At 47.8% G+C, this 20804-nt stretch carries 19 protein-coding genes; 15 read left to right on the top strand and 4 right to left on the bottom strand.

Annotation, left to right across the window (positions count from 1 at the left end):
- Positions 1-219 precede the first annotated feature (219 nt).
- From VF685_RS01905 to tnpA, 3 genes are all read left to right on the top strand, one after another.
- Positions 220-1143 carry a GGDEF domain-containing protein gene (locus VF685_RS01905; protein ID WP_286384754.1) on the top strand — a complete coding sequence of 308 codons (924 nt, stop codon included), beginning with the start codon at positions 220-222 and terminating at the stop codon, positions 1141-1143.
- Positions 1140-2129 carry a helix-turn-helix domain-containing protein gene (locus VF685_RS01900; protein WP_104484309.1) on the top strand — a complete coding sequence of 330 codons (990 nt, stop codon included), beginning with the start codon at positions 1140-1142 and terminating at the stop codon, positions 2127-2129. Before VF685_RS01905 ends, VF685_RS01900 begins: the two co-directional genes overlap by 4 nt.
- A gap of 185 nt (positions 2130-2314) precedes the next feature.
- Complete coding sequence (gene tnpA / locus VF685_RS01895; protein WP_286384755.1) at positions 2315-2689, top strand: IS66-like element accessory protein TnpA; 375 nt, start codon at positions 2315-2317, stop codon at positions 2687-2689.
- 367 nt (positions 2690-3056) lie between these two features.
- Here the strand turns inward: tnpA and VF685_RS01890 are convergent, their stop codons facing one another.
- The 3 genes from VF685_RS01890 to paaZ all read right to left on the bottom strand — a co-directional run bounded on the left by VF685_RS01890 (position 3057) and on the right by paaZ (position 7562).
- Complete coding sequence (locus VF685_RS01890) at positions 3057-3551, bottom strand: Dps family protein (protein WP_005177343.1); 495 nt, start codon at positions 3549-3551, stop codon at positions 3057-3059.
- A 267-nt stretch (positions 3552-3818) separates the two neighbouring features.
- On the bottom strand, positions 3819-5243 hold the full coding sequence (locus VF685_RS01885) for a spinster family MFS transporter (protein WP_253096747.1): 1425 nt from the start codon (positions 5241-5243) through the stop codon (positions 3819-3821).
- Positions 5244-5444: 201 nt separating this feature from the next.
- A complete protein-coding gene (paaZ, locus tag VF685_RS01880) occupies positions 5445-7562 on the bottom strand; it encodes a phenylacetic acid degradation bifunctional protein PaaZ (RefSeq protein ID WP_286384757.1) in 2118 nt (705 codons plus the stop codon).
- A gap of 261 nt (positions 7563-7823) precedes the next feature.
- On the opposite strand from paaZ, the gene paaA reads away from it, so the two are divergent.
- The 12 genes from paaA to VF685_RS01820 all read left to right on the top strand — a co-directional run bounded on the left by paaA (position 7824) and on the right by VF685_RS01820 (position 18886).
- Positions 7824-8768, top strand: a complete 945-nt coding sequence (paaA, locus tag VF685_RS01875) for a 1,2-phenylacetyl-CoA epoxidase subunit PaaA (RefSeq protein ID WP_180181956.1) — start codon at positions 7824-7826, stop codon at positions 8766-8768.
- Positions 8769-8804: 36 nt separating this feature from the next.
- Positions 8805-9095 (top strand): 1,2-phenylacetyl-CoA epoxidase subunit PaaB, encoded by a 291-nt coding sequence (paaB, locus tag VF685_RS01870; RefSeq protein WP_005177351.1) that lies wholly within the window; start codon positions 8805-8807, stop codon positions 9093-9095.
- 11 nt (positions 9096-9106) lie between these two features.
- A complete protein-coding gene (gene paaC, locus VF685_RS01865; RefSeq protein WP_205779701.1) occupies positions 9107-9862 on the top strand; it encodes a 1,2-phenylacetyl-CoA epoxidase subunit PaaC in 756 nt (251 codons plus the stop codon).
- Positions 9863-9890: 28 nt separating this feature from the next.
- Complete coding sequence (gene paaD, locus VF685_RS01860) at positions 9891-10391, top strand: 1,2-phenylacetyl-CoA epoxidase subunit PaaD (RefSeq protein WP_016658268.1); 501 nt, start codon at positions 9891-9893, stop codon at positions 10389-10391.
- A gap of 39 nt (positions 10392-10430) precedes the next feature.
- Positions 10431-11489 (top strand): 1,2-phenylacetyl-CoA epoxidase subunit PaaE, encoded by a 1059-nt coding sequence (gene paaE, locus VF685_RS01855; protein ID WP_005177359.1) that lies wholly within the window; start codon positions 10431-10433, stop codon positions 11487-11489.
- Between the two features lie 24 nt (positions 11490-11513).
- Positions 11514-12284: an enoyl-CoA hydratase-related protein gene (locus tag VF685_RS01850; RefSeq protein ID WP_171431973.1), complete on the top strand. Its 771-nt coding sequence runs from the start codon at positions 11514-11516 to the stop codon at positions 12282-12284.
- Positions 12284-13075: a 2-(1,2-epoxy-1,2-dihydrophenyl)acetyl-CoA isomerase PaaG gene (gene paaG, locus VF685_RS01845; RefSeq protein ID WP_016658265.1), complete on the top strand. Its 792-nt coding sequence runs from the start codon at positions 12284-12286 to the stop codon at positions 13073-13075. The genes VF685_RS01850 and paaG overlap by 1 nt, the downstream gene beginning before the upstream one ends.
- Positions 13076-13077: 2 nt before the next feature.
- Positions 13078-14631, top strand: a complete 1554-nt coding sequence (locus tag VF685_RS01840) for a 3-hydroxyacyl-CoA dehydrogenase (protein WP_286384763.1) — start codon at positions 13078-13080, stop codon at positions 14629-14631.
- A 14-nt stretch (positions 14632-14645) separates the two neighbouring features.
- Positions 14646-15872 (top strand): 3-oxoadipyl-CoA thiolase, encoded by a 1227-nt coding sequence (pcaF, locus tag VF685_RS01835; RefSeq protein WP_171431971.1) that lies wholly within the window; start codon positions 14646-14648, stop codon positions 15870-15872.
- Positions 15873-15915: 43 nt separating this feature from the next.
- Entirely contained in the window at positions 15916-17208 is a 1293-nt protein-coding gene (paaK, locus tag VF685_RS01830) for a phenylacetate--CoA ligase PaaK (RefSeq protein ID WP_440203528.1), read from the top strand.
- A 60-nt stretch (positions 17209-17268) separates the two neighbouring features.
- A complete protein-coding gene (gene paaX, locus VF685_RS01825) occupies positions 17269-18216 on the top strand; it encodes a phenylacetic acid degradation operon negative regulatory protein PaaX (RefSeq protein ID WP_005177380.1) in 948 nt (315 codons plus the stop codon).
- A gap of 70 nt (positions 18217-18286) precedes the next feature.
- The gene (locus VF685_RS01820; RefSeq protein ID WP_005177381.1) at positions 18287-18886 is read left to right on the top strand and encodes a hypothetical protein; all 600 of its coding nucleotides are present in this window, start codon (positions 18287-18289) and stop codon (positions 18884-18886) included.
- Between the two features lie 107 nt (positions 18887-18993).
- On the opposite strand, the gene VF685_RS01815 is transcribed toward VF685_RS01820, so the two are convergent.
- Positions 18994-20628 carry a long-chain-fatty-acid--CoA ligase gene (locus VF685_RS01815; protein ID WP_286384770.1) on the bottom strand — a complete coding sequence of 545 codons (1635 nt, stop codon included), beginning with the start codon at positions 20626-20628 and terminating at the stop codon, positions 18994-18996.
- Positions 20629-20804 lie beyond the last annotated feature (176 nt).

Genomic DNA, 20804 nt, shown 5'->3' with positions numbered 1-20804 from the left:
CCGATGTTTCAGTCCGGTTTGAGCTGATTTGATGGAAATATTGAGGCTCATGAAGAGCAGAAACGCGTATAAGCACCTGTTAGCAGTGGCATTAAAAGCGAAGCGACAGACTTTTTAAAATTTATCCTGAGCTGATTTGAAAATCGGGCAAAAGCGGCTTGCAATTAAATTGTCATAAAATACTGCTTAGCTTATGAAAACAATAATTATGTTCGGGCTATGCTAAAACCATTCTTCTACTATCCACGGCACTTTTTACTGGTGATGATCATGGCCATCGCCTGTCTGGCTTTTTTTATGCTGTCCGGAAATTTTAAAGCACACTGTGAAATTCAGGTGATTGACGTGATTGGGGAGGGGCTGGCCTGTTTACTGACTTTGTTATGGATTTATCTCATTCTGAAAAGCCGTCCAAGAGGCTATGTGACCCGATATTTTTATTGGGGACTGACCTTTGTCTTTCTGGCTTTATGGATGGATGTGCTGGATGAATTTATTGCCATCCCCAAAACATTGGTTTGGGATGATTTACTGGAATCCTTTACTACCCCTATCGGTTTTATTGTGCTGACCATTGCTATGGTGAACTGGCATAAAGAGCAGCTGGTCTTGTCCAGAAAATTGCAAACCAAAGAGCATGTATTTCGGGATCACCGTTTATTTGATGCGATTACACCGCTGGCAGATGCCCAATACTTTAAACAGCAATTACAGCATGAAATTAACCAGCGCCATCATTCGGCAAAAAATATCCATCTGATGATGATCAATATTAAAGATTTAAGCGCCATCAATAGAGAGTTTGGTTTTGATACGGGCAATCAGGTCTTGTCGGTCATTGCACAAACCATCAGTCTGAATATCCGACCGTGTGATCTGGTCTGCCGTTTGGCCGGTGACAAATTTATTTTGATGCTGCTGGATCTGGCTGATGCACAGGTTGAGATCATGGCCAGAGAACTGCAGAAATGTATTCAGTCACAAATTTTTTATACACATCAGGATTTTCAGAAATTTAACATCGACTGCCGCTATACCATCAGTGAAGTTCAACAAGACAGCCCAGCTACGGAAATCCAGAAATTATATAAACAGATGAAACATCAGCAGATTATCAAGTTAAGAACAAGGATGTCGGTATGAGCTATCAGAATGATCAGTTGATTCTGCCGACTTATCTGGCACCTGCATTATTGATTGATTTAGCTGAGATGTACGGTGTAAATCCTAACCGTATTTTAAAAGGAACACCGGTGTTTATTGAGGGGCTGATCTCGGTGAATCAGTGTGTTAGTGTCGAACAGCTGATACACATGATCAGGAATTTGCATGAGAGTATTGTGCATCCTGAAGTGCAATTTTTATTTGGTCAGCGTTATATTGAAACTTTAACGCATCCGGCCTTAAATGCCATTGCGTATAGCCAGAATATTAAAGAAGCGATACAGCGCTATGTCGAGTTTCATATATATTTAAGCCCTTGGCTGACGCCGGTGGCTTACTATTCTGATCATAAAATTATTCTGTTCTGGCTAAATAGCCAGGAGCGTCATGCCACCTCTCTGGTTATTAGTGCCATGACGGCTGTCCGGACAATTTTGCTCAATAGTACCCAGGAAGAGCTGAAGATGAACTATCACTTTGTCGGTGCAGAGCCAGAATTTATTGAGCAGTTCTGGGAACATCTGGGAGAGAATATTCAATTTAACAGTCTGGTGAATGCCATACAGATTGATATTCAGGAGTGCACACAAAAACAGAATTATCAGACCAGTGCGATGCGCCAAGCCTACTATCATCAGGCGAAAGTGCTGCAACAACAGTCCGGTCTGGAGCAGAGCTTTCTGCAAGAGGTACATCATTTTTTGATTCGTAACATTCATCAGGCACCGAATCTGGAAGAATGTGCAGAATATTTTCAAATCAGTATTGCGAGTTTTAAGCGAAGATTGAATAAACATAATACCAGTTATCAGCAAATGCTGGATCAGGCCCGTTTGTTCACGTCTATACAATTAAAGACCTTATTTGCCTATAACGATGAGCAGGTCGCCGACTATTTAAATATTAATGATATTCATAATTTTAGAAGGGCATTTAAGCGCTGGAGTAATGTGGTTGTATCCTGATTTAGAGGATTTTATAGAGAGCTGAGACAGGTTTCGGCTTTGAGTTGAGGCCTTGATTGATGTCTCGGATTTCCAAGTGAGTTGCAATTTAATTTCCGTTATTTGTAAGCGTCCGCTGAGCCCCACTTTTTCTAACTCATTAATACCGCGATAGTGTCCACTAAATTTTAAGTGGACACCTATTTATGGATTTAAAGATAGTTATAGACAGCACACCAACGCTAAAAAAGCCCCGTCGAACCTTCACTGCTGAATTTAAACATCAACTTATTCAGCAATGCCAGCAGCCAGATACATCGGTGGCTAAGGTCACAATGCAACATCAGATCAATGCCAATCTGTTGCATAAATGGATTCGTCAGTCCAGATCAATGGTTCCATCATTAACAACCCCATCTTGTCCACAGACCGACTTCCTTCCCGTCATTCTTCACCCGACGCCAGTCAAACAAGAAGCACCTTCGCCACCTGTGCCAGAGAGGAAAGCTACCGCTCATATCAGGATTCCATTACATGATGAACAATGTTCCGTAAGGGATCAGATGATCGAAATCGAATGACCGGTGGAGTCTGCAACTGAATTACTGCTTTTACTTCAGGGCTTGATCAAATGATCCGTATCGATGAAATCTGGTTGTCTACCCAGCCCATGGACATGCGTGCGGGTATGGATACGACCCCATACAGGCAGCTTAGAAAATTCGCCAAAGCAATCAGCGCCTCTTCACCACGTTCACTGCCATGTAGGCAGCTTAGAAAATTCACCAGAATTTTCAGTATGACAGGACCAGGTTCACTGCCATGTAGGCAGCTTAGAAATGGGTGCTTTTTTATTGCCAGATCAAGAGGAGGTTCAGTGCCATGTAGGCAGCTTAAAAACACCCAAAATAAAACCGGAGCATTGCCCCGGTTTTATTCATCATCTATTTATTCTTCTAATAGACTTCTTAACATCCAGGCAGTTTTTTCATGTACTTCCAGTCGTTGGGTTAGTACATCCGCAGTTGGCTGGTCATTGGCTTCTTCCACCACATCAAAAATACTGCGTGCGGTCCGTGCAACTGTTTCATGGGCACGAACCAATAACTCCACCATTTCATTGGCTTTTGGTACACCTTCGACTTCTTCAATTGATGCCAGTTTCACAAATTCTTTATAGGTACCCGGTGCCGGAAAACCCAGCGCACGAATCCGCTCGGCAATAACATCCAGCGCATTCCATTGCTCGGTATATTGGGTCATAAACATGGTGTGCAGGCTGTTAAACTGTGGCCCGGTCACGTTCCAGTGGAAATTATGGGTCATTAAATATAGGGTATAACTGTCGGCCAGAAGTCGGGAAAGCCCTTCGACAATTTTGGCCCGGTTATCTTCAGAAATACCAATATCAATATGCATCGATGCTTTTTTCATTTTCGCCATGAGTCGCTCCCAAAGCTTGTCGTTATAAGGAATCAGATGATCAACATACATGAATGTAGCACAGTTGCTGCTGCAAAAAGATTGCAGATGGTAGTAATACTGTATAAGCATCATCACCAGAAATCAGATGAATTTTGAAGATGCTGAGAACGCGCAGATTAGGAGATAGAAAAGTCAATTTGAACAGGGAAGATGAGATAGGATGGATGATCTGCCAGAAATAAATGAAGAATGAGGCCGGCTCATTCTTCATCAGGGATGGAGCACTTAGTTCAATTTTTCATGCTGGATACTGTCACGATAATAGCGACAACCTTTATATAGCAGGAATACGCCAATCACACCGGCTACTGCATTGACAATAGAAATCGAGTGGCCGACCATCAGCGTGTTTTCAAAATAGTTATCGGTAATTAAAGCCACAGCCGTAGTACCCACACCCAGGGCAATCAGGTTGGAGATTAGCAGGAATTTGGCAGAAACCTGAGCACGGAGCTGGTTAGGGGTCAGCATTTGTGTTGCGGCAGCCGAGGCTGGAATCGGGAAGGTCGAGAAGAACATGGCCACAAAAATCAGTGCAAACGATAAGTACAGATTATCTACCTGGGTAAACAGCACACTTGGAATAATCAGCGCTGCACAGCCCAAAGCACCGGCACGAATAGCCGCATCGCTATAGCCACGTTTGGAGAAAAAGTCGATGAGCCAGCCGCAGAACAGCGCGCCCGCCGTATTCGCCACCAGAATAATACAGCCCAAGACATAACCGGTCTGACTGGCATCGAGACCAAAATGACGCATGTAATAGGCCGGTGCCCAGCCTAATAACGAATACAGCATCATGGTGTAGAAAGAGAAGCCAATAAAATGACAGAAGAAGGTTTTCTTGTGCAATTTAATAAAAGCCACCGAGTTTTTAAATGAGGCTTTAACGACTTCACCATCCTGACCGACTTTCACACCTTTACGGCTGGGTTCACGTACGGTCAGAATCATCACCAGGGCCAATAATACACCCGGTAAACCGACAATAAAGAAAGTCAGTTGCCAGGTTTTTAATTCACCAATTATTGGCAATACCACAAAATCGACTTCTTTTAATAAGCCAATCACGTAGCCGCCAATCAGGAAGGCCAGACCAGAACCAATAAAGGCACCAATCGCATAAACACCTAAAGCACGGCCAAGTTTTTCTTTCGGGAACAGGTCAGCCACAATCGAGTAGAAGGCAGGTGACAGGGCCGCTTCACCGGCGCCGACACTTAAACGTGCTAAAAACATCTGGATGAAGTTTTTACTTAAACCACAAGCCGCTGTGGCCAGACTCCAGAAGGCAATGCCGATAGAAATAATTTTAATCCGTGATTTTTTATCGGCCAGTGCGGCAATGGGCACACCCATAAAGGCATAGAACAGCGAGAAGGCCAGGCCTTGCAATAAGCTGAACTGGGTATCACTGAGCATTAAATCGGCCTTAATTGGCTCAATCATTAAGGACAGAATCTGGCGGTCTACAAAAGACAGGATATAGGCCACCATACAGATAATCACCACATACCACTGATAGGTACTGCTGCTGTCCTGCGAACTAGGCGTGACCGGCAGGTCAATGGGATGAGCCGCTTCAAACTGTTTGCTTTCGGGTTGAATATTCCTTTCAACCGCATCTATCTCTAGAGTTTTATCATTCATTGTGCAACTTCCTGTGCTGAACGTATAAGATAATATGATACGTTTTAAACCTTGTTATTTTTGTTTTGTATCGTCTATCTTCAATTTATTCCTTTCTGCACAGCGGGTCAATCTGTTCTGAATAAAAAGATACATATTTTTAAGTATAAATAAAAAAAAGGAATCATAAAGATTCCTTTTCTTGGTTCAATATAGTTCGGCTTAAGCTTCGCCACGTTCTACCAGTGTCAGAATATCGTAGGTGGCGACCAGTTCATTACGCTGGTTTTTCACTTTAATATCCCACACCACCACGCCGTGTGGCTTCTGGCTTGGGTCGCGTTGCTGTTTCGGGGTTTTCTGCTTGCAGGTCAGCTCGACCTGAATGGTATCACCAATTTTCACCGGCTCGACAAAGCGCAGGTTGTCCATGCCGTAGTTGGCAATCACCGGGCCAGGCGCAGCATCAACAAACAGACCGGCTGCGGCCGACACCACAAAGTAGCCGTGTGCGACACGCTCTTCAAACAGCGATTCTGCCGCGGCAATTTTGTCCATATGTGCATAGAAATAATCACCGCTTAAGCAGGCGAAGTTCACCAGATCGGCCTCGGTTACGGTACGGCGTGCGGTGAGCAGACGTTCACCAACACGTAATTCATCAAACGATTTTTTAAATGGATGAACCCGATCTTCAAACACCTGAGCACCGGCGGTCCAGCTATGCCCAATCTGGGTCATGGCATTCGGTGAACCTTGAATTGCGGTGCGTTGCATATAATGTTTTACCGCGCGCAAGCCGCCCAGTTCCTCACCTCCACCAGCACGACCCGGACCACCATGCACCAGATGCGGCAATGGCGAACCATGACCGGTACTTTCTTTGGCGCTTTCCTCATCCAGCACATGCACACGGCCATGCCACGGGGCAATCTTGGCAATCAGCTGTTCAATATTCTGCTCGCAATCACGTACCACCGAGGCCACCAGACTACCTTCACCGCGTGCCACCAGACCGGCCAGTTGTGCCAGATTATCATAGGCCATCAGCGTTACCACCGGACCAAAGGCTTCAATCTGATGCAGGCTGCTGGCCTGTTCAGGCTGTTCACAGACCAGTACAGTTGGCGGATAGAATGCGCCGAGTTCGGGTTGATCGGCCTGAATACTAAAGTCCTGACGTAAATGGCTACCAAAGACAATTTGGGCTTCCTGGCTTAACTGTTCCACCTTGGCCGCCACGTCCTGTTTCTGTTTGAGGCTGGCCAGTGCACCTATGGTGACCTGATCCAGCTCCGGATTACCGACTACCACTTTTTGCAGCTTGGCAATCAAACGTTCCTGCACGGTCGCTAAAAGTTCACGTGGCACAAAAGCGCGACGAATTGCAGTACATTTCTGTCCGGCTTTGCTGGTCATTTCACGGAAGACTTCACGCACAAACAGGTCAATCGCCGTATCGCTGGCCTGTTCCGTCAGAATGGCGCTGTTGACAGAATCGGCTTCCATGCTAAATGGAATCGAGTACTGATTCAGGTGCGGATGCGCACGTAATTTCTGGCCGGTTGCAGCAGAACCGGTGAAAGTCACGGTATCTTGTGGATTCAGCTGCTCAAACAGGTCATAAGTCTGGCCGCAAATCAGCTGTAATGCACCTTCCGGTAAATACCCGCTGGCATGAATAGCTTTAACTACGGCATGGGTCAGCTCGGCACCTTCGGTCGCCGGTTTAACAATACACGGTACACCGGCCAATAAGGTTGGCGCGATTTTTTCCAGCATGCCCCAGATCGGGAAGTTAAAGGCATTAATATGCACCGCCACGCCTGCTTTCGGGCTTAAGAGGTGTTTGGCGCCAAAAGCGCCATGCTTGGACAGCGGAATCCAGCTGTCTTCCACCCAGGCGGTTTCATCGCTCAGTTCGCGGCGCACCAGACTGGAGTAGGCAAACAGGGTACCAATACCACCTTCGACATCAATCCAGGCATCTTTACGGGTACAGCCGGTGGCTTTGGCCAGTTCATAAAAATCTTCTTTACGTTCCAGTAGATATTGCGCCACCTGTTTTAGTGCATTGGCACGCTGATGAAAAGTCCAGGAGGCAATCGCCGGGCCATGCTGTTTGGCATAGTCGACCACCGCACGGGTATCGAGGCCAAAGCTGCTGACCTGATAAATGGTTTCACCGGTAATGGCATGCTGTACCGGACGGAAATCCTGACTCGCAACAAATTCCTGACCGCATACCAGTGAGCTTAAGGTCTTCAGTGCCGGGCGAACGCTTGAATAATCAGTCGCTTGCGATTCCGTCTGCGCTGTCTGGGTGTCTAACTCAAGCATGATATAACTCCTTTTATGATACGTTTTGAGTAATATTTTAGTTTTGATGTTTTATAATTTCTGATTTTAACGCGATTTTGTCAATCATATTTCTACTCAAATTTTGCAATAAAAAATTTTTTAAAAAATAAAAATATTAAAAAACAATAAATTGATTTAATTTTGTGAATTATTTTATTTGATACTTAAAAATTAATATTGATTTTTAAAATGTATCGTTTTAATTTTAATGCCAGAACACTTGGGATAAGTGAGGATAAAATGACAAATCAACTTCACAGCTTTGAGCAGGCAATTGAAAAGGACATTTCAATTGAACCTAAAAACTGGATGCCAGAGGCTTACCGTAAAACCCTGATTCGCCAGATTGGTCAGCATGCACATTCCGAAGTGGTTGGCATGTTGCCAGAAGGCAACTGGATTACCCGTGCACCTAGCTTAAAACGTAAGGCCGTATTGCTTGCCAAAGTGCAGGATGAAGCCGGTCATGCGCTGTATCTGTACAGCGCGGCAGAAACTCTGGGCGCCGACCGTGATGACATGATGGACAAGCTGATTGCCGGTCGCATGAAATATTCATCCATCTTTAACTATCCAACCCTGAGCTGGGCCGATGTAGCCGCGATTGGCTGGCTGGTCGATGGCGCAGCGATTGTGAATCAGGTCGCGCTTTGCCGCACCTCTTATGGTCCATATGCCCGTGCCATGGTGCGCATCTGTAAAGAAGAAAGTTTCCATCAGCGCCAGGGCTTTGAAGCCATGATGCAACTGGCCAACGGTACGCCAGAACAAAAACAGATGGCGCAAGATGCAGTTAACCGTTTCTGGTGGCCGGCGCTGATGATGTTTGGTCCAAGCGATGACAACTCGCCGAACAGCGCGCAAAGCATGGCCTGGAAAATCAAACGTTTCAGTAATGATGAACTGCGTCAGAAGTTTGTCGATAACACCGTACCGCAAGTGTTGCAGCTTGGCCTGAGCGTGCCAGATCCGGATTTACGTTTTAATCAAGACACTGGTCACTACGAGTTTGGCGAAATTAACTGGACCGAATTCTTTGATGTGATTGCCGGCAAAGGCGCATGTAACCACGAACGCATTGAAGCGCGTCGTAAAGCCTGGGAAGGCGGCAAATGGGTGCGTGATACCGCAGCCGTTTATGCCCAGAAACAACAGACCCAGCAACAACAACAGAAAGTTGCTTAAGCAGCTCACATACGGAAATGAAGAAGGAATACGCTCATGGACAATAAAAATCACTGGTCGTTATATGAAGTGTTTGTACGCAGCAAACAGGGTTTAAGCCATCGTCATGTTGGCAGTCTGCGTGCATCTGATGATGAAGTGGCGCTGCAAAATGCACGTGACGTTTATACCCGCCGCAATGAAGGGGTGAGCATCTGGGTGGTGAAATCGGAACTGATTACTTCATCTCAACCAGATGAAAAACCGGAATTTTTTGATCCTTCACTGGACAAAGTCTATCGTCATCCGACGTTTTACAATATTCCAGATGGCATTGAGCACATGTAAGGAGCAGTACAATGAATCAAACTGTATTAGCACAATTTCTCCTGCATGTGGGCGACAGCCAGCTGATTTTATCGCACCGTCTGGCCGAGTGGTGTGGCCATGCGCCGGAACTGGAGCTGGACATTGCACTGGCCAATATCGGTCTGGACCTGCTCGGTCAGGCACGTACCGCTTTAAGTCTGGCTGGTGAGATTGAAGGTTTGGGCCGTGATGAAGACAAACTGGCTTATTTCCGCACCGAACGTGAATACCGCAACCTGTTGTTATGTGAACAGCCGAATGGTGACTTTGCCCAGACCATGGTACGCCAATGGTTAATGGATCTGTATCACCTAGAACTGTTTACAGCTTTAAGCCAGAGCCAGCAGGCCGATGTCGCTGCTTTTGCGGTGAAATCTTTAAAAGAAGTCAAATATCATCTGCGTTTTTCTACCACCTGGATGGAGCGCTTAAGTCTGGGCACCGCCGAAGCGCATGAGAAAACCCAGCAGGGTTTGAACCAGTTATGGCGTTTTACTGCAGAGCTGTTTGAACAGAACGCGGACGAGCAGCAGCTGGTCGCACAGGGCATTTTACCAGACTTTGCACCTTTAAAAGCCGCCTGGACGGCTCAGGTACAGACCGAACTGCAACGTTTTGGCCTGAGCCTGCCAGACACGGGTGCGTATCGTAGCGGTGCCAAACAGGGCCTGCATACCGAACACCTGGGCTTTATTCTGGCCGAACTGCAATATATGCAGCGTTCCTATCCAAATATGGCCTGGTAATTCAGCTTGATCACAGGGAGTGAGTCGCATGAATTTAATTCGACATTGTCTAGATGAATGCTGGGATGCGCTGGCGCAGGTGTCTGATCCGGAAATTCCAGTGCTGTCGGTGCTGGATCTGGGCATGATTCGCGGCGTTGAACTCAACGCGCAAGATGAAATTGTGGTGCGACTGACCCCGACCTATAGCGGCTGTCCGGCCACAGATCTGCTTAAAGATGAAATTACCGCGGCGTTTCAAAGTAAAGGTCTAACCCCGGTTCAGGTGGTGGTGGATTTATCTGAAGCCTGGACCACCGACTGGATGAGCGAAAGCGGCAAGCAGAAGCTGCAGCAGTACGGTATTGCACCGCCACAAGGCCAGTCACATCAATGTGGTACGCATGTGGCGCTCAGTGATGGCATTCGCTGTCCACACTGTCATAGCCAGCAGACCAAATTATTAAGTGAATTCAGTTCCACAGCCTGCAAAGCCTTATACAAGTGTCAGGACTGTCTTGAACCGTTCGACTATTTCAAATGTATATAAGCATGACAAGCACCGTCGGCATGCAAGAGGGATTTTTACATGAGCCAATTTATACCTTTAACCATTAAATCAATTCAGCCACAAACCGAACAGGCCATCTGTATTGCCTTTGATCTGGCACCTGAACAGGCTGATTTATTCCAGTATCAGCCAGGCCAGCATCTTACCATCCGTCATTTGACCGAGCAGGGTGAAATCCGTCGTTGTTATTCAATTTGCAGTGATCGTGCTGAAGACATGAGCATTGCCATCAAGAAAATTGATCAGGGCCAGTTTTCGACCTGGGCCAATGAACATCTTAAAGCCGGTGATGTACTGGAAGTGATGCCACCACAAGGCGTATTTTTTCAAAAAGCAGCCAAAACTGGCGGCCAGAATTATCTTGGCTTTGCTGCTGGTAGCGGCATTACCCCAATTTTGTCGATTGTGAAATCGGTGCTAAACCATCAGCCGGGCGCGCACTTTACCTTGGTTTATGGTAACCGTTCCTGGAAACAGACCATGTTCTCGGAACAGATCATGGATTTAAAAGACCGTTATAAAGAGCGTCTGCAACTGGTCAATGTTTTCTCGCGTGAACTGAATGACAGCCAGTTACTCAATGGCCGGATTGATGCGGAAAAACTGCAACAGCTGTTTCAGGCCGGTCTGATTCATTCCCAGTTCGATCACTGCTTTGCCTGTGGCCCGGAAGAGATGATGAATGCAGTGGAAACAGTGTTACCAGAACTGGGCATCGAGCGCAGCAAAATTCACACCGAGCGTTTTAATACCGGCACTGCACCGAAAGCCAGCGCGGCACAAATTGAAAGCCGTAGCGAAGAGAAGGTTAATATTATTCTCGATGGCCGTGAGCTGATTGTCGACGTTTCCAAACAGGATGACAGCATTCTCGATGCCGCCTTACGTGCCGGTGCTGACTTGCCTTATGCCTGTAAAGGTGGGGTCTGTGCGACCTGTAAATGCAAGGTGCTGGAAGGTGAGGTCGAAATGGCCATCAACTACAGCCTGGAAGAAGATGAAGTGGCCAAAGGCTATGTGCTGAGCTGTCAGGCACGTCCGACCAGTGCCAATGTGCGCTTGAGTTTTGACGAATAAGCAGCGGACAGGGAGTCACAAGCCATGGATTATTTAAAAAGCAGTCTGGCTGCGCCGGGTGTGGTGTTAATTGAACTGAACCGCCCGGAAAAGCGTAATGCCTTGAACAATGCCACCTTAAAAGAACTGGCTGGTCATCTGCAGCAGCTGGATGCAGATTCCAGTGTAAAAGCCGTGGTGATTACCGGCAATCCGCAGTGTTTTGCTGCCGGGGCAGATTTAAATGAACTGGCACAACTGGATGTGGTGAGCATCCAGCAGGATCAGCGTCCATTGCTGTGGAAAGGTATTGATGAATTTTCCAAGCCACTGATTATGGCGGTCAATGGTTATGCGCTGGGGGCAGGTTTTGAACTGGCCCTGCATGGCGACATGATCATCACCGGTGAAAATGCCCAGTTTGCACTCCCTGAAATTGGTTTGGGCATGTTACCAGGCGCCGGTGGGACCCAGCGTTTGGCGCGTCTGGTCGGACAGCAACTGGCGATGCGCTGGGCCATGACCGGGGAGATGGTCTCCGCCAATACCGCCTTGCAACACGGCATTAGCAGTCAGGTCTGTCCAAGCGGCCTTACGGTGCAATATGCACTGGAACTGGCAACAAAAATTGCAGCGCAGGCGCCACTGGCCATCCGCGCCATCAAACAGTCCTTAAAGTCGATTCATGAAGTGACCTTGAGCCAGGGCCTCAAATTAGAACGTCAACATTTTGTCTGGCTGGCCGCGACCCAAGACCGTCAGGAAGGCATTCAGGCATTTTTAGAAAAAAGAAAACCGGAATTTAGAGGTGTGTAATGGATTACCAAACAATTATTGTCGAAGAAAAAAATGCAGTGGGCTATTTGACCTTTAACCGTCCGAAGCAGCTCAACAGTTTTAATGAAACCATGCATCAGGAAGTGTCCAAGGTTATGAAGGCCTGGGCCAAAGACAGCAAGATTCGCGCGGTGGTCATTTCTGCCGAAGGTCGTGGTTTCTGTGCCGGACAGGATTTGAATGACCGCGTGGTCGATCCGAATGCCGATGCACCAGATTTAGGCCTGTCAATTGAAAAATATTACAACCCTTTAATCAAGCTAATTACCGATATGCCCAAACCGGTGCTGTGCGCAGTCAATGGGGTTGCGGCCGGTGCTGGTGCCAATATTGCTTTGGCCTGTGACATTGTACTGGCGGCAAAATCGGCGTCTTTTATTCAGGCTTTCTGCCGTTTAGGTCTGGTTCCGGATTCTGGCGGCACCTGGTTCCTGCCGCGTCTGGTTGGCCGTGCCCAAGCCATGGGGCTGGCCATGCTGGGTGATAAAGTCAGCGCAGAACAGGCGCTGCAACTGGGCATGATTTGGCAGGTGGTAGAAGATGATCAGCTGAAAGCCGAAGCCGAGAAAATGGCCGAGCATTTAGCCAAACAGCCGACCTATGGCCTGTCCTTAATTAAAAAAGCCATTCATGCTGCAGCCGACAATAATCTGGATGAACAGCTCATTCTGGAACGTGACCTGCAGCGTCTGGCCGGCCGTTCAAGTGATTATAAAGAAGGCGTCCAAGCCTTTATGCAAAAACGCACACCGCAATATACAGGATGCTAATCATGGAACAACTTTGTTTACAGCAGGCCCGTGTCGCGGTGATTGGCGCCGGCACCATGGGCATTGGTATTGCACAATTGGCGGCGATGCATGGCCATCCAACCCAGCTGTTTGATGTGGATGTGCAAAAATCTGAGGCTGGTTTGACGCAATTGAAAACACAGCTGGAAAAACGTGTTACGGCCGGGAAAATGACAGCGCAGCTGTTAGAGCAAACGCTGGCCAATTTAACGATTGCCAGCGATCTTCAGGCACTGGCGAATGCGCAACTGGTGGTTGAAGCCATTGTGGAAAAGAAAGAGGTCAAACAAGCGCTGTTTCAGCAACTGGCAGCACTGTGTCCGGTAGAAACCATTTTTGCCTCTAACACCTCATCCATTTCCATTACCGCCATTGCCGCGGCAATTCCACAGCCTGAGCGTGTGGTCGGACTGCACTTTTTTAATCCGGCACCGGTAATGAAACTGGTAGAAATTATTCGTGGCCTGAAAACCTCAGCAGAGATTGCACAGGCATTGTTCAGCCTGATGCAAAGTTGGAATAAAGTGCCAGTGACGGCCAAATCAACTCCGGGTTTCATTGTCAACCGGGTAGCGCGTCCTTATTATGCCGAAGCTTTTCGTGCCTTACAGGAAAATGTCACCACGCCTGAACAATTGGATTTTATCATGAGTGAATGTGGCCGCTTTGCCATGGGGCCATGTGAACTGACCGACTTAATCGGGCAGGATGTCAATTTTTCCGTGACCCAAAGCGTGTATCAGGAATTCTTTTATGAGCCGCGCTATCGTCCGTCTTTAATCCAGAAAGAACTGGTGGATGCCGGCTGTTTCGGCCGTAAAAGCGGGCAGGGTTTTTATGATTATCGTCAGGCTGAACGTTCACCGGCCTATCGTTTGCCGGCCATGCCGAGCGTTGCACCGGGTGAACTTGAGATTGAGGTCAATGGGAGCTGGTCACATTCTAGCGGCTTGATCTCGCGGATTCAGGCTGCCTCACAGCTGAAAGTACAGTGTCAGCCACAGGCAGATGAAGAGATTGTACTAGGTGATGTATGCCTGCGTTTAAGCCGCGGTGAATCGGTCGAGCTGGACTATAGCAAGGACAAAGTGGTGCTGATGGACTGGCATGCTGACTGGAATGCAGCACAGGCACTACCAATCGTGGCATCACCGGCCTGTAACGCAGCCGATATCGCCAAAGTCGAGCAGTTTTTTGCCGCGATTGATCTGATACCAATCTGGACTAAAGATCATGCAGGTCTGTATGTGCTGCGTACCATTTCCATGCTGGTGAATGAAGCCAGTGAAGCAGTGCTGCATGCTATAGCAACCGAACAAGATATTGATTCAGCAATGAAATATGGTGTGAATTATCCGCAAGGTCCATTCCAGTGGGCAGAAAAAATTGGATATAACACTATTTTACAAATTTTGAAAAATATGTATCGTATTTATGGTGAAGAACGCTACCGTTGTAGTATATATTTAAGCAAGAAGGCTGCACAGGAACGTACGCAGTCAGAGCAAGAATTAGAATTTCGCCAAGCAGGCTAAGGAAACCACAGGACATGGAACAGGTATTTATTTGCGATGGAATTCGCACCCCAATTGGCCGTTATGCCGGTGCATTCAGCAGCATCCGTGCAGATGACCTGGCTGCCTTGCCAATACAGTATTTAAAAGCCCAGCATCCTGAACTGCCTTGGCAGGAACTGGATGAGGTGATTTTAGGCTGTGCCAATCAGGCTGGTGAAGATAACCGTAATGTGGCGCGTATGGCTGCCTTGCTGGCCGGCATGCCGGACAATGTCGCGGGCATTACCCTAAACCGTCTTTGTGCTTCAGGTTTAGATGCGGTTGCCACAGGCGCGCGTATGATCAAGGCTGGTGAAGCGCGGTTTGTACTGGCCGGTGGGGTCGAGTCCATGAGCCGTGCGCCTTTTGTCCAGTCCAAACCGGAAACCGCTTTTAGCCGTACCCCGGAAATTTTTGACACCACCATCGGCTGGCGCTTTATTAACCCGAAATTTAAAGCGCAGTTTGGCGTCGATAGCATGCCGGAAACCGCCGAGAACGTTGCAGAAAAATACCAGATACATCGTGCCGATCAGGACCTGTTTGCCTATCGCAGTCAGCAGAAAACTGCAGTGGCCCAGCAAAACGGGATTCTGGCCGAAGAAATTATGCCGGTTGAGATTAAAGACCGTAAGAAAAACAGCATCATCTTCCAGACCGATGAGCATCCACGTGCTGACACCACGCTGGAGGCTTTAGGCAGCCTGAAAACCCCGTTTCGTAAAGAAGGTGGTTCAGTCACTGCTGGTAATGCTTCCGGGGTAAATGATGGCGCTGCCTGTGTCATGCTGGCCAATCAGGCTTTTGTCGATCAGCATCAGCTCAAGCCTTTGGCAAAAGTGGTGGCTTCGGCCAGTGCCGGTGTTGAAGCTAAATATATGGGCATTGGGCCGGTGCCGGCGGTACGTAAAGTACTGGCGCTGACCGGGCTAACCCTGGACCAGATGGATATCATTGAGTTGAACGAGGCCTTCGCCGCACAGGCACTGGCGGTGACCCGTGAACTGGGCTTGCAGGATGATGATGCCCGGGTCAATCCAAATGGCGGCGCGATTGCCTTGGGACATCCACTCGGGATGAGTGGAACGCGTCTGGTGATTACCGCCATGAAAGAATTAAAACGTCGTCAAGGGAAATATGCACTGTGCACCATGTGTGTCGGTGTGGGCCAGGGCGTGGCCATGATTATCGAAAATGTGGATGAGGACACATCCAAGTAAAAAATACAGCACTCAATCAGGATGATTGAAAAGGAGTAATAAGATGAATAACAATGTAATGGAAAAAATCGAAACTGTTTCAATCGATGAGTTACGTAGCATCCAGCTGCAACGCATGAAAAAAACGCTGCAGCATGCCTACCAGAACAGCCCGGTGTATCAAAAGAAGTTTGATGAAGCAGGGGTCCATCCTGATGATTTCAACACTTTGGAAGATCTGGCCAAATTCCCGTTTACCACCAAACAAGATTTACGAGACAACTATCCGTTTGGCATGTTTGCCGTGCCACAGGAACAGATTGTGCGTGTGCATGCCTCATCAGGCACCACCGGCCAGCCGACCGTGGTCGGGTATACCCAGCAGGATATTCAGACCTGGTCAGATGTGGTAGCACGTTCCTTACGTGCAGCCGGTTTAAGTGCCAAAGATACCATTCAGGTGTCCTATGGTTATGGTCTGTTTACTGGCGGTTTGGGGGCGCATTATGGCGTAGAGCGCTTAGGTGCCACGGTTATTCCAATGTCGGGCGGCCAAACCGAGCGTCAGGCGCAGCTGATTCATGACTTTAAGCCTACTGCTTTAATGGTTACGCCATCTTACTGCCTGAATATTATTGAAGCGCTGGAAAAGAAATTTGGCACAGCCAAAGACTGTTCTATCCGTACCGGTATTTTTGGTGCCGAGCCGTGGACCAATGAAATGCGCAAGGAGATTGAAGAGCGCTTGGGCATTGATGCACTGGATATTTACGGCCTGTCTGAAGTAATGGGGCCGGGTGTAGCAATGGAATGTCTGGAAAGCAAAGACGGCCCAACCATCTGGGAAGATCATTTCTATCCGGAAATTATCAATCCGGAAACTGGTGAAGTCCTGCCAGATGGTGAACTGGGCGAGCTGGTCTTTACCACCATCACCAAAGAAGGCATGCCGGTGATCCGTTACCGTACCCGTGACCTGACCCGTCTGTTACCCGGCACGGCACGCACCATGCGTCGTATGGACAAAATCGTTGGACGTAGCGATGATATGATGATTATCCGCGGTGTGAACGTGTTCCCGTCACAAATTGAAGAGCAGATTTTGCACATTCCGCAGCTGATTCCGAATTATCAGATTCATATTTGTAAACAGGGACGCCTCGACACATTGCATATTCAGGCAGAAATGCGTAAAGATACCAATGATGTTATGGCGCACCAGTTGGCGGGGCAGTTAAAAGCCCAGATTAAAACCATGGTGGGCATTAGCGTGACGGTGGATGTGTTGCCGGAAGGCAGCCTGCCACGCTCAGAAGGTAAGGCGCAGCGGGTATTTGATATCCGAAAGTCTGCATAGGTTCAGTGGGCGATTGACTGCGGTCAATTGCCCTCACAAACAGGGTGTGAATACATCGCAATGAATCCAAAATTAAAACAAAGTATTGATGATTTTATTCAGCATGAAGCCTTAAGTGGCACATCGCTGATTATGACCGTATTTGGTGACTGTATTTTTCATCGCGGTGGGATTATCAGTCTGGCCAGCCTGATCCAGCTGATGGATGTGTTTGGCCTGAACGAACGTTCGGTGCGTACCGCTGTGTTTCGTCTGGTACAAAACGGCTGGTTGGTGTCGGAAAAAATTGGCCGCACCAGTTATTACCGTATTACCGAAAACAGCCGCCAGCGTTTTATTATGGCGGACCAGAAAATTTACAGCTTCCAGCACAAGGAATGGGATCAGAAATGGGATCTGGTACTGCTCAGTTCGGTCGAGCTGGAAAATAAAGCCATTTTAAAGAAAGAACTGGAATGGCTCGGTTTTGCCAATATTGCCACCAACGTGATGGCTTATCCGGGTTGTGATCATCTGAAACTGCAAAATCTGCTACTGAATCTGCAAATGACCGATCAGGTGGTGATCTTTAAAGCTGAAACCTTGCAGTTATGGCAGGAGTCGTATCCAACCATTAAACGCATGGTGGCAACCAACTGGCCAGTGCCAGAATTGCATCAGCGTTATGAAAAATTCATGGGTGATTTCCGTGAATTTCTGAATCTGGTTGATGCCGAAGATGAACTGGACCCGGTACAGGCCTTCCAGATCCGGATTTTGCTGATTCATCAGTATCGCCGGATTTTGCTGAAAGATCCGAACCTGCCGTTTGAGCTGCTGCCATCGGACTGGTTATCGCTGAATGCACGCAACTTAAGTAGCAATCTGTATCAGCGTGTGGTCAGTGCCGGAGAAGAATTCTTTATGGAACTGGCGCGCACGTCGGAAGGTTCAATGCCACCGGCGCATCCGCAATTCTTCAAGCGTTTTGGCGGTATTAAAATAGAAGAACCCAGCTCATTGGCTTGAGTCTATTCATAGAGCTTCCTTGCTTCGTGGTGGGGAAGCATCTACTCTGCTTATTTTAAAGGAATAAAATATGCCGTGTTACTCCATTGATGGTGTGATTCCTGTGGTGCATCCGCAGGCTTATGTGCATCCAACTGCTGTACTTATTGGCGATGTGATTATTGAAGCCGGGGCTTATATTGGCCCATTTGCTGCCTTACGTGCCGACTTTGGCCGGATTCATATTCAGCAAAATGCCAATGTGCAGGATTCCTGTACCGTGCATGGTTTTCCAGACAGCGTGACGCTGGTAGAAGAATATGGCCATATCGGACATGGGGCAATTTTGCATGGCTGCATCATTCGTAAAAACGTACTGGTTGGCATGAATAGCGTGATTCTGGATGAAGCGGAAATTGGTGAAAATACCATTATTGGCGCCAACAGTACCGTGAAAGCCAAAGCTCAGATTCCGGCCAATGTCCTGGCACTCGGCAGTCCGGCTAAGGTGGTGCGGCCACTGGAAGACAAGGAAATTGCCTGGAAACGTCATGGCACCCAGCAATATATTGAACTGACTGCACGCTGTCTGCAGAGCATGCACGAGGTTGAGCCATTGCCTGAACAAACTGCCTCACGCCGTACCTATCGCGATTTTTCCGCCGAGCATGTGATTAAAAAACAGGCTTAAGTGAATATAAAAACCTGTGATCTTTAGGTATATCGCATTGTTGATCCCATAAAAAAGCGCTGAATCTATCAGCGCTTTTTCTATCTTATCTCTACATAGACCAATATTTACACGGGCGCTTCCATCAACACCTGACCATATTGTTCGCGTAAATCTTTTTTCAGCATTTTGCCGGTCCCGCTGAGCGGAATACTGTCAACAAAAATAACCTTATCGGGAATCTGCCATTTGGCCACTTTATCGGCATAATAATCCAGCAGTTCGTTTTCGGTAAGCTGGCTATCCGGCACTTTCATGGCAATCACTACCGGACGTTCATCCCATTTTGGATGGCTGGCGGCAATCACTGCGGCCATGGCAATTTCCGGATGGCACATGGCCAGATTTTCCAGTTCTACCGATGAAATCCATTCACCACCCGATTTAATCAGGTCTTTAGAACGGTCACTAATGTGCAGGAAACCATCACTGTTCAGACTGGCAATATCGCCGGTATCGAACCAGCCATCACTGGTCAGGGCAGATTCCTCTTTGCCAAAGTAACGCTCAATAATCCAGTGGCCTTTAATCTGTAAATTGCCGGTGGTCTGGCCATCACGTGGCAGCAAGTCGGTGCCTTTTTCTGCCGAAGCCAGACGTAAATCTACCCCAAATGGTGGACGACCTTGAGACAGTCGTAACTGGGTTTTCTCCTCCGGACTGAGCAGTTCATGCTTGGCTTTGAGCTGGTTGGCAGAACCCAGCGGACTGGTTTCAGTCATGCCCCAGGCATGAATGGTGTCGCAGTTATACTGCTCTTTAAAGGTTTTCAGCATCGCTGGCGGACAGGCCGAGCCACCAACCACATTGCGGTTCATGCTTTCCAGCGTGCTGCCAGACTGTTTGGCTGCGGCCAGTAGACCTTGCCAGATGGTTGGTACCCCCAAGGCCACGGTGACTTTATAATTATCAATGAGCTGTACCAGACTGGCACCGTCCAGCCCTGGTCCCGGTAAAACCAGGGTTGAGCCAACCATCGCCGCAGCATACGGTGTGCCCCAAGCATTGACATGGAACATTGGAACCACGGGCAGCATTACATCTTTGGCCGATAAATTCAGGGAGTCGGGCAGGCTGATGCCATAACTGTGCAACAAGGTGGAACGGTGACTGTAGAGCACGCCTTTTGGATTACCGGTGGTGCCTGAGGTGTAGCACAGGGAACTGGCCATATTCTCATCCAGTTCTGGCCAGTCAAATGTCTTGGACTGGGCGGCAATCAAATCATCATAAAACTGAACTTCAGGCAGTTTTTTCCGGACCGCATCATCCGGTGCATCCAGACAGATAAAATGCTCCACCTGAGGTAAATGCTGTTTTACCCCGACAATTAGCGGCAGGAAGGTTTTATCAAAAATTACCACCCGGTCCTGAGCATCATTAATAATAAAAATCAGCTGTTCAGGAAACAGACGCGGGTTAATGGTATGGCAGACCAGACCACTCCCGGAAATTGCATACCAGCTTTCCAGGTGACGATGATTGTTCCAGGCAATGGTCGCCACACGGTCACTCTGCTCTAGGCCCAAGGCCTGCAGGGCATTGGCAAAGCGTTTGGCATTCTCTGCCACAGCGGCCCAGTCGGTGCTGCTCATGCTGCCATCGGTATTTTTTGAAATGATGGGTGTATCGCCATGATAGCGTGCTGCATGTTCAATCAGCGAGCTAATCAATAACGGTTGATACATCATACGTCCAAGCATGTTGATATCCTTATTCCATTTTTTTTGTTTAAATAATGTCTTGTTTCTTGACTACTTTTCCGAGGCATCATTGCCGAAAAAGGCTGTTTTTTTAATCCTAAACACTTGCGTGATGAAATCAAGAGGGGATTACAAAAAATCTGTTTTGTACCACTTTTAAACCAAAAAATGCGCTA

Origin of the sequence: Acinetobacter sp. Brlt_5 (assembly GCF_051949055.1) — a bacterium.
In the GTDB taxonomy this organism is placed as follows: domain Bacteria; phylum Pseudomonadota; class Gammaproteobacteria; order Pseudomonadales; family Moraxellaceae; genus Acinetobacter; species Acinetobacter indicus.
The sequence above is the reverse complement of the archived record's forward strand: the minus strand, read 5'-3'. Positions and strand labels throughout refer to the sequence as shown.

Excerpts from the sequence above, each read along its gene's own strand:
- paaX (WP_005177380.1), top strand. The coding sequence starts at position 17,269 with ATGAATCCAAAATTAAAACAAAGTATTGATGATTTTATTCAGCATGAA.
- paaG (WP_016658265.1), top strand. The coding sequence starts at position 12,284 with ATGGATTACCAAACAATTATTGTCGAAGAAAAAAATGCAGTGGGCTAT.
- paaA (WP_180181956.1), top strand. The coding sequence starts at position 7,824 with ATGACAAATCAACTTCACAGCTTTGAGCAGGCAATTGAAAAGGACATT.
- paaC (WP_205779701.1), top strand. The coding sequence starts at position 9,107 with ATGAATCAAACTGTATTAGCACAATTTCTCCTGCATGTGGGCGACAGC.
- VF685_RS01900 (WP_104484309.1), top strand. The coding sequence starts at position 1,140 with ATGAGCTATCAGAATGATCAGTTGATTCTGCCGACTTATCTGGCACCT.
- VF685_RS01820 (WP_005177381.1), top strand. The coding sequence starts at position 18,287 with ATGCCGTGTTACTCCATTGATGGTGTGATTCCTGTGGTGCATCCGCAG.
- paaE (WP_005177359.1), top strand. The coding sequence starts at position 10,431 with ATGAGCCAATTTATACCTTTAACCATTAAATCAATTCAGCCACAAACC.
- paaD (WP_016658268.1), top strand. The coding sequence starts at position 9,891 with ATGAATTTAATTCGACATTGTCTAGATGAATGCTGGGATGCGCTGGCG.
- paaB (WP_005177351.1), top strand. The coding sequence starts at position 8,805 with ATGGACAATAAAAATCACTGGTCGTTATATGAAGTGTTTGTACGCAGC.
- paaK (WP_440203528.1), top strand. The coding sequence starts at position 15,916 with ATGAATAACAATGTAATGGAAAAAATCGAAACTGTTTCAATCGATGAG.
- VF685_RS01815 (WP_286384770.1), bottom strand. The coding sequence starts at position 20,628 with ATGCTTGGACGTATGATGTATCAACCGTTATTGATTAGCTCGCTGATT.
- VF685_RS01840 (WP_286384763.1), top strand. The coding sequence starts at position 13,078 with ATGGAACAACTTTGTTTACAGCAGGCCCGTGTCGCGGTGATTGGCGCC.
- VF685_RS01850 (WP_171431973.1), top strand. The coding sequence starts at position 11,514 with ATGGATTATTTAAAAAGCAGTCTGGCTGCGCCGGGTGTGGTGTTAATT.
- pcaF (WP_171431971.1), top strand. The coding sequence starts at position 14,646 with ATGGAACAGGTATTTATTTGCGATGGAATTCGCACCCCAATTGGCCGT.
- VF685_RS01890 (WP_005177343.1), bottom strand. The coding sequence starts at position 3,551 with ATGGCGAAAATGAAAAAAGCATCGATGCATATTGATATTGGTATTTCT.
- paaZ (WP_286384757.1), bottom strand. The coding sequence starts at position 7,562 with ATGCTTGAGTTAGACACCCAGACAGCGCAGACGGAATCGCAAGCGACT.
- VF685_RS01905 (WP_286384754.1), top strand. The coding sequence starts at position 220 with ATGCTAAAACCATTCTTCTACTATCCACGGCACTTTTTACTGGTGATG.
- tnpA (WP_286384755.1), top strand. The coding sequence starts at position 2,315 with ATGGATTTAAAGATAGTTATAGACAGCACACCAACGCTAAAAAAGCCC.
- VF685_RS01885 (WP_253096747.1), bottom strand. The coding sequence starts at position 5,243 with ATGAATGATAAAACTCTAGAGATAGATGCGGTTGAAAGGAATATTCAA.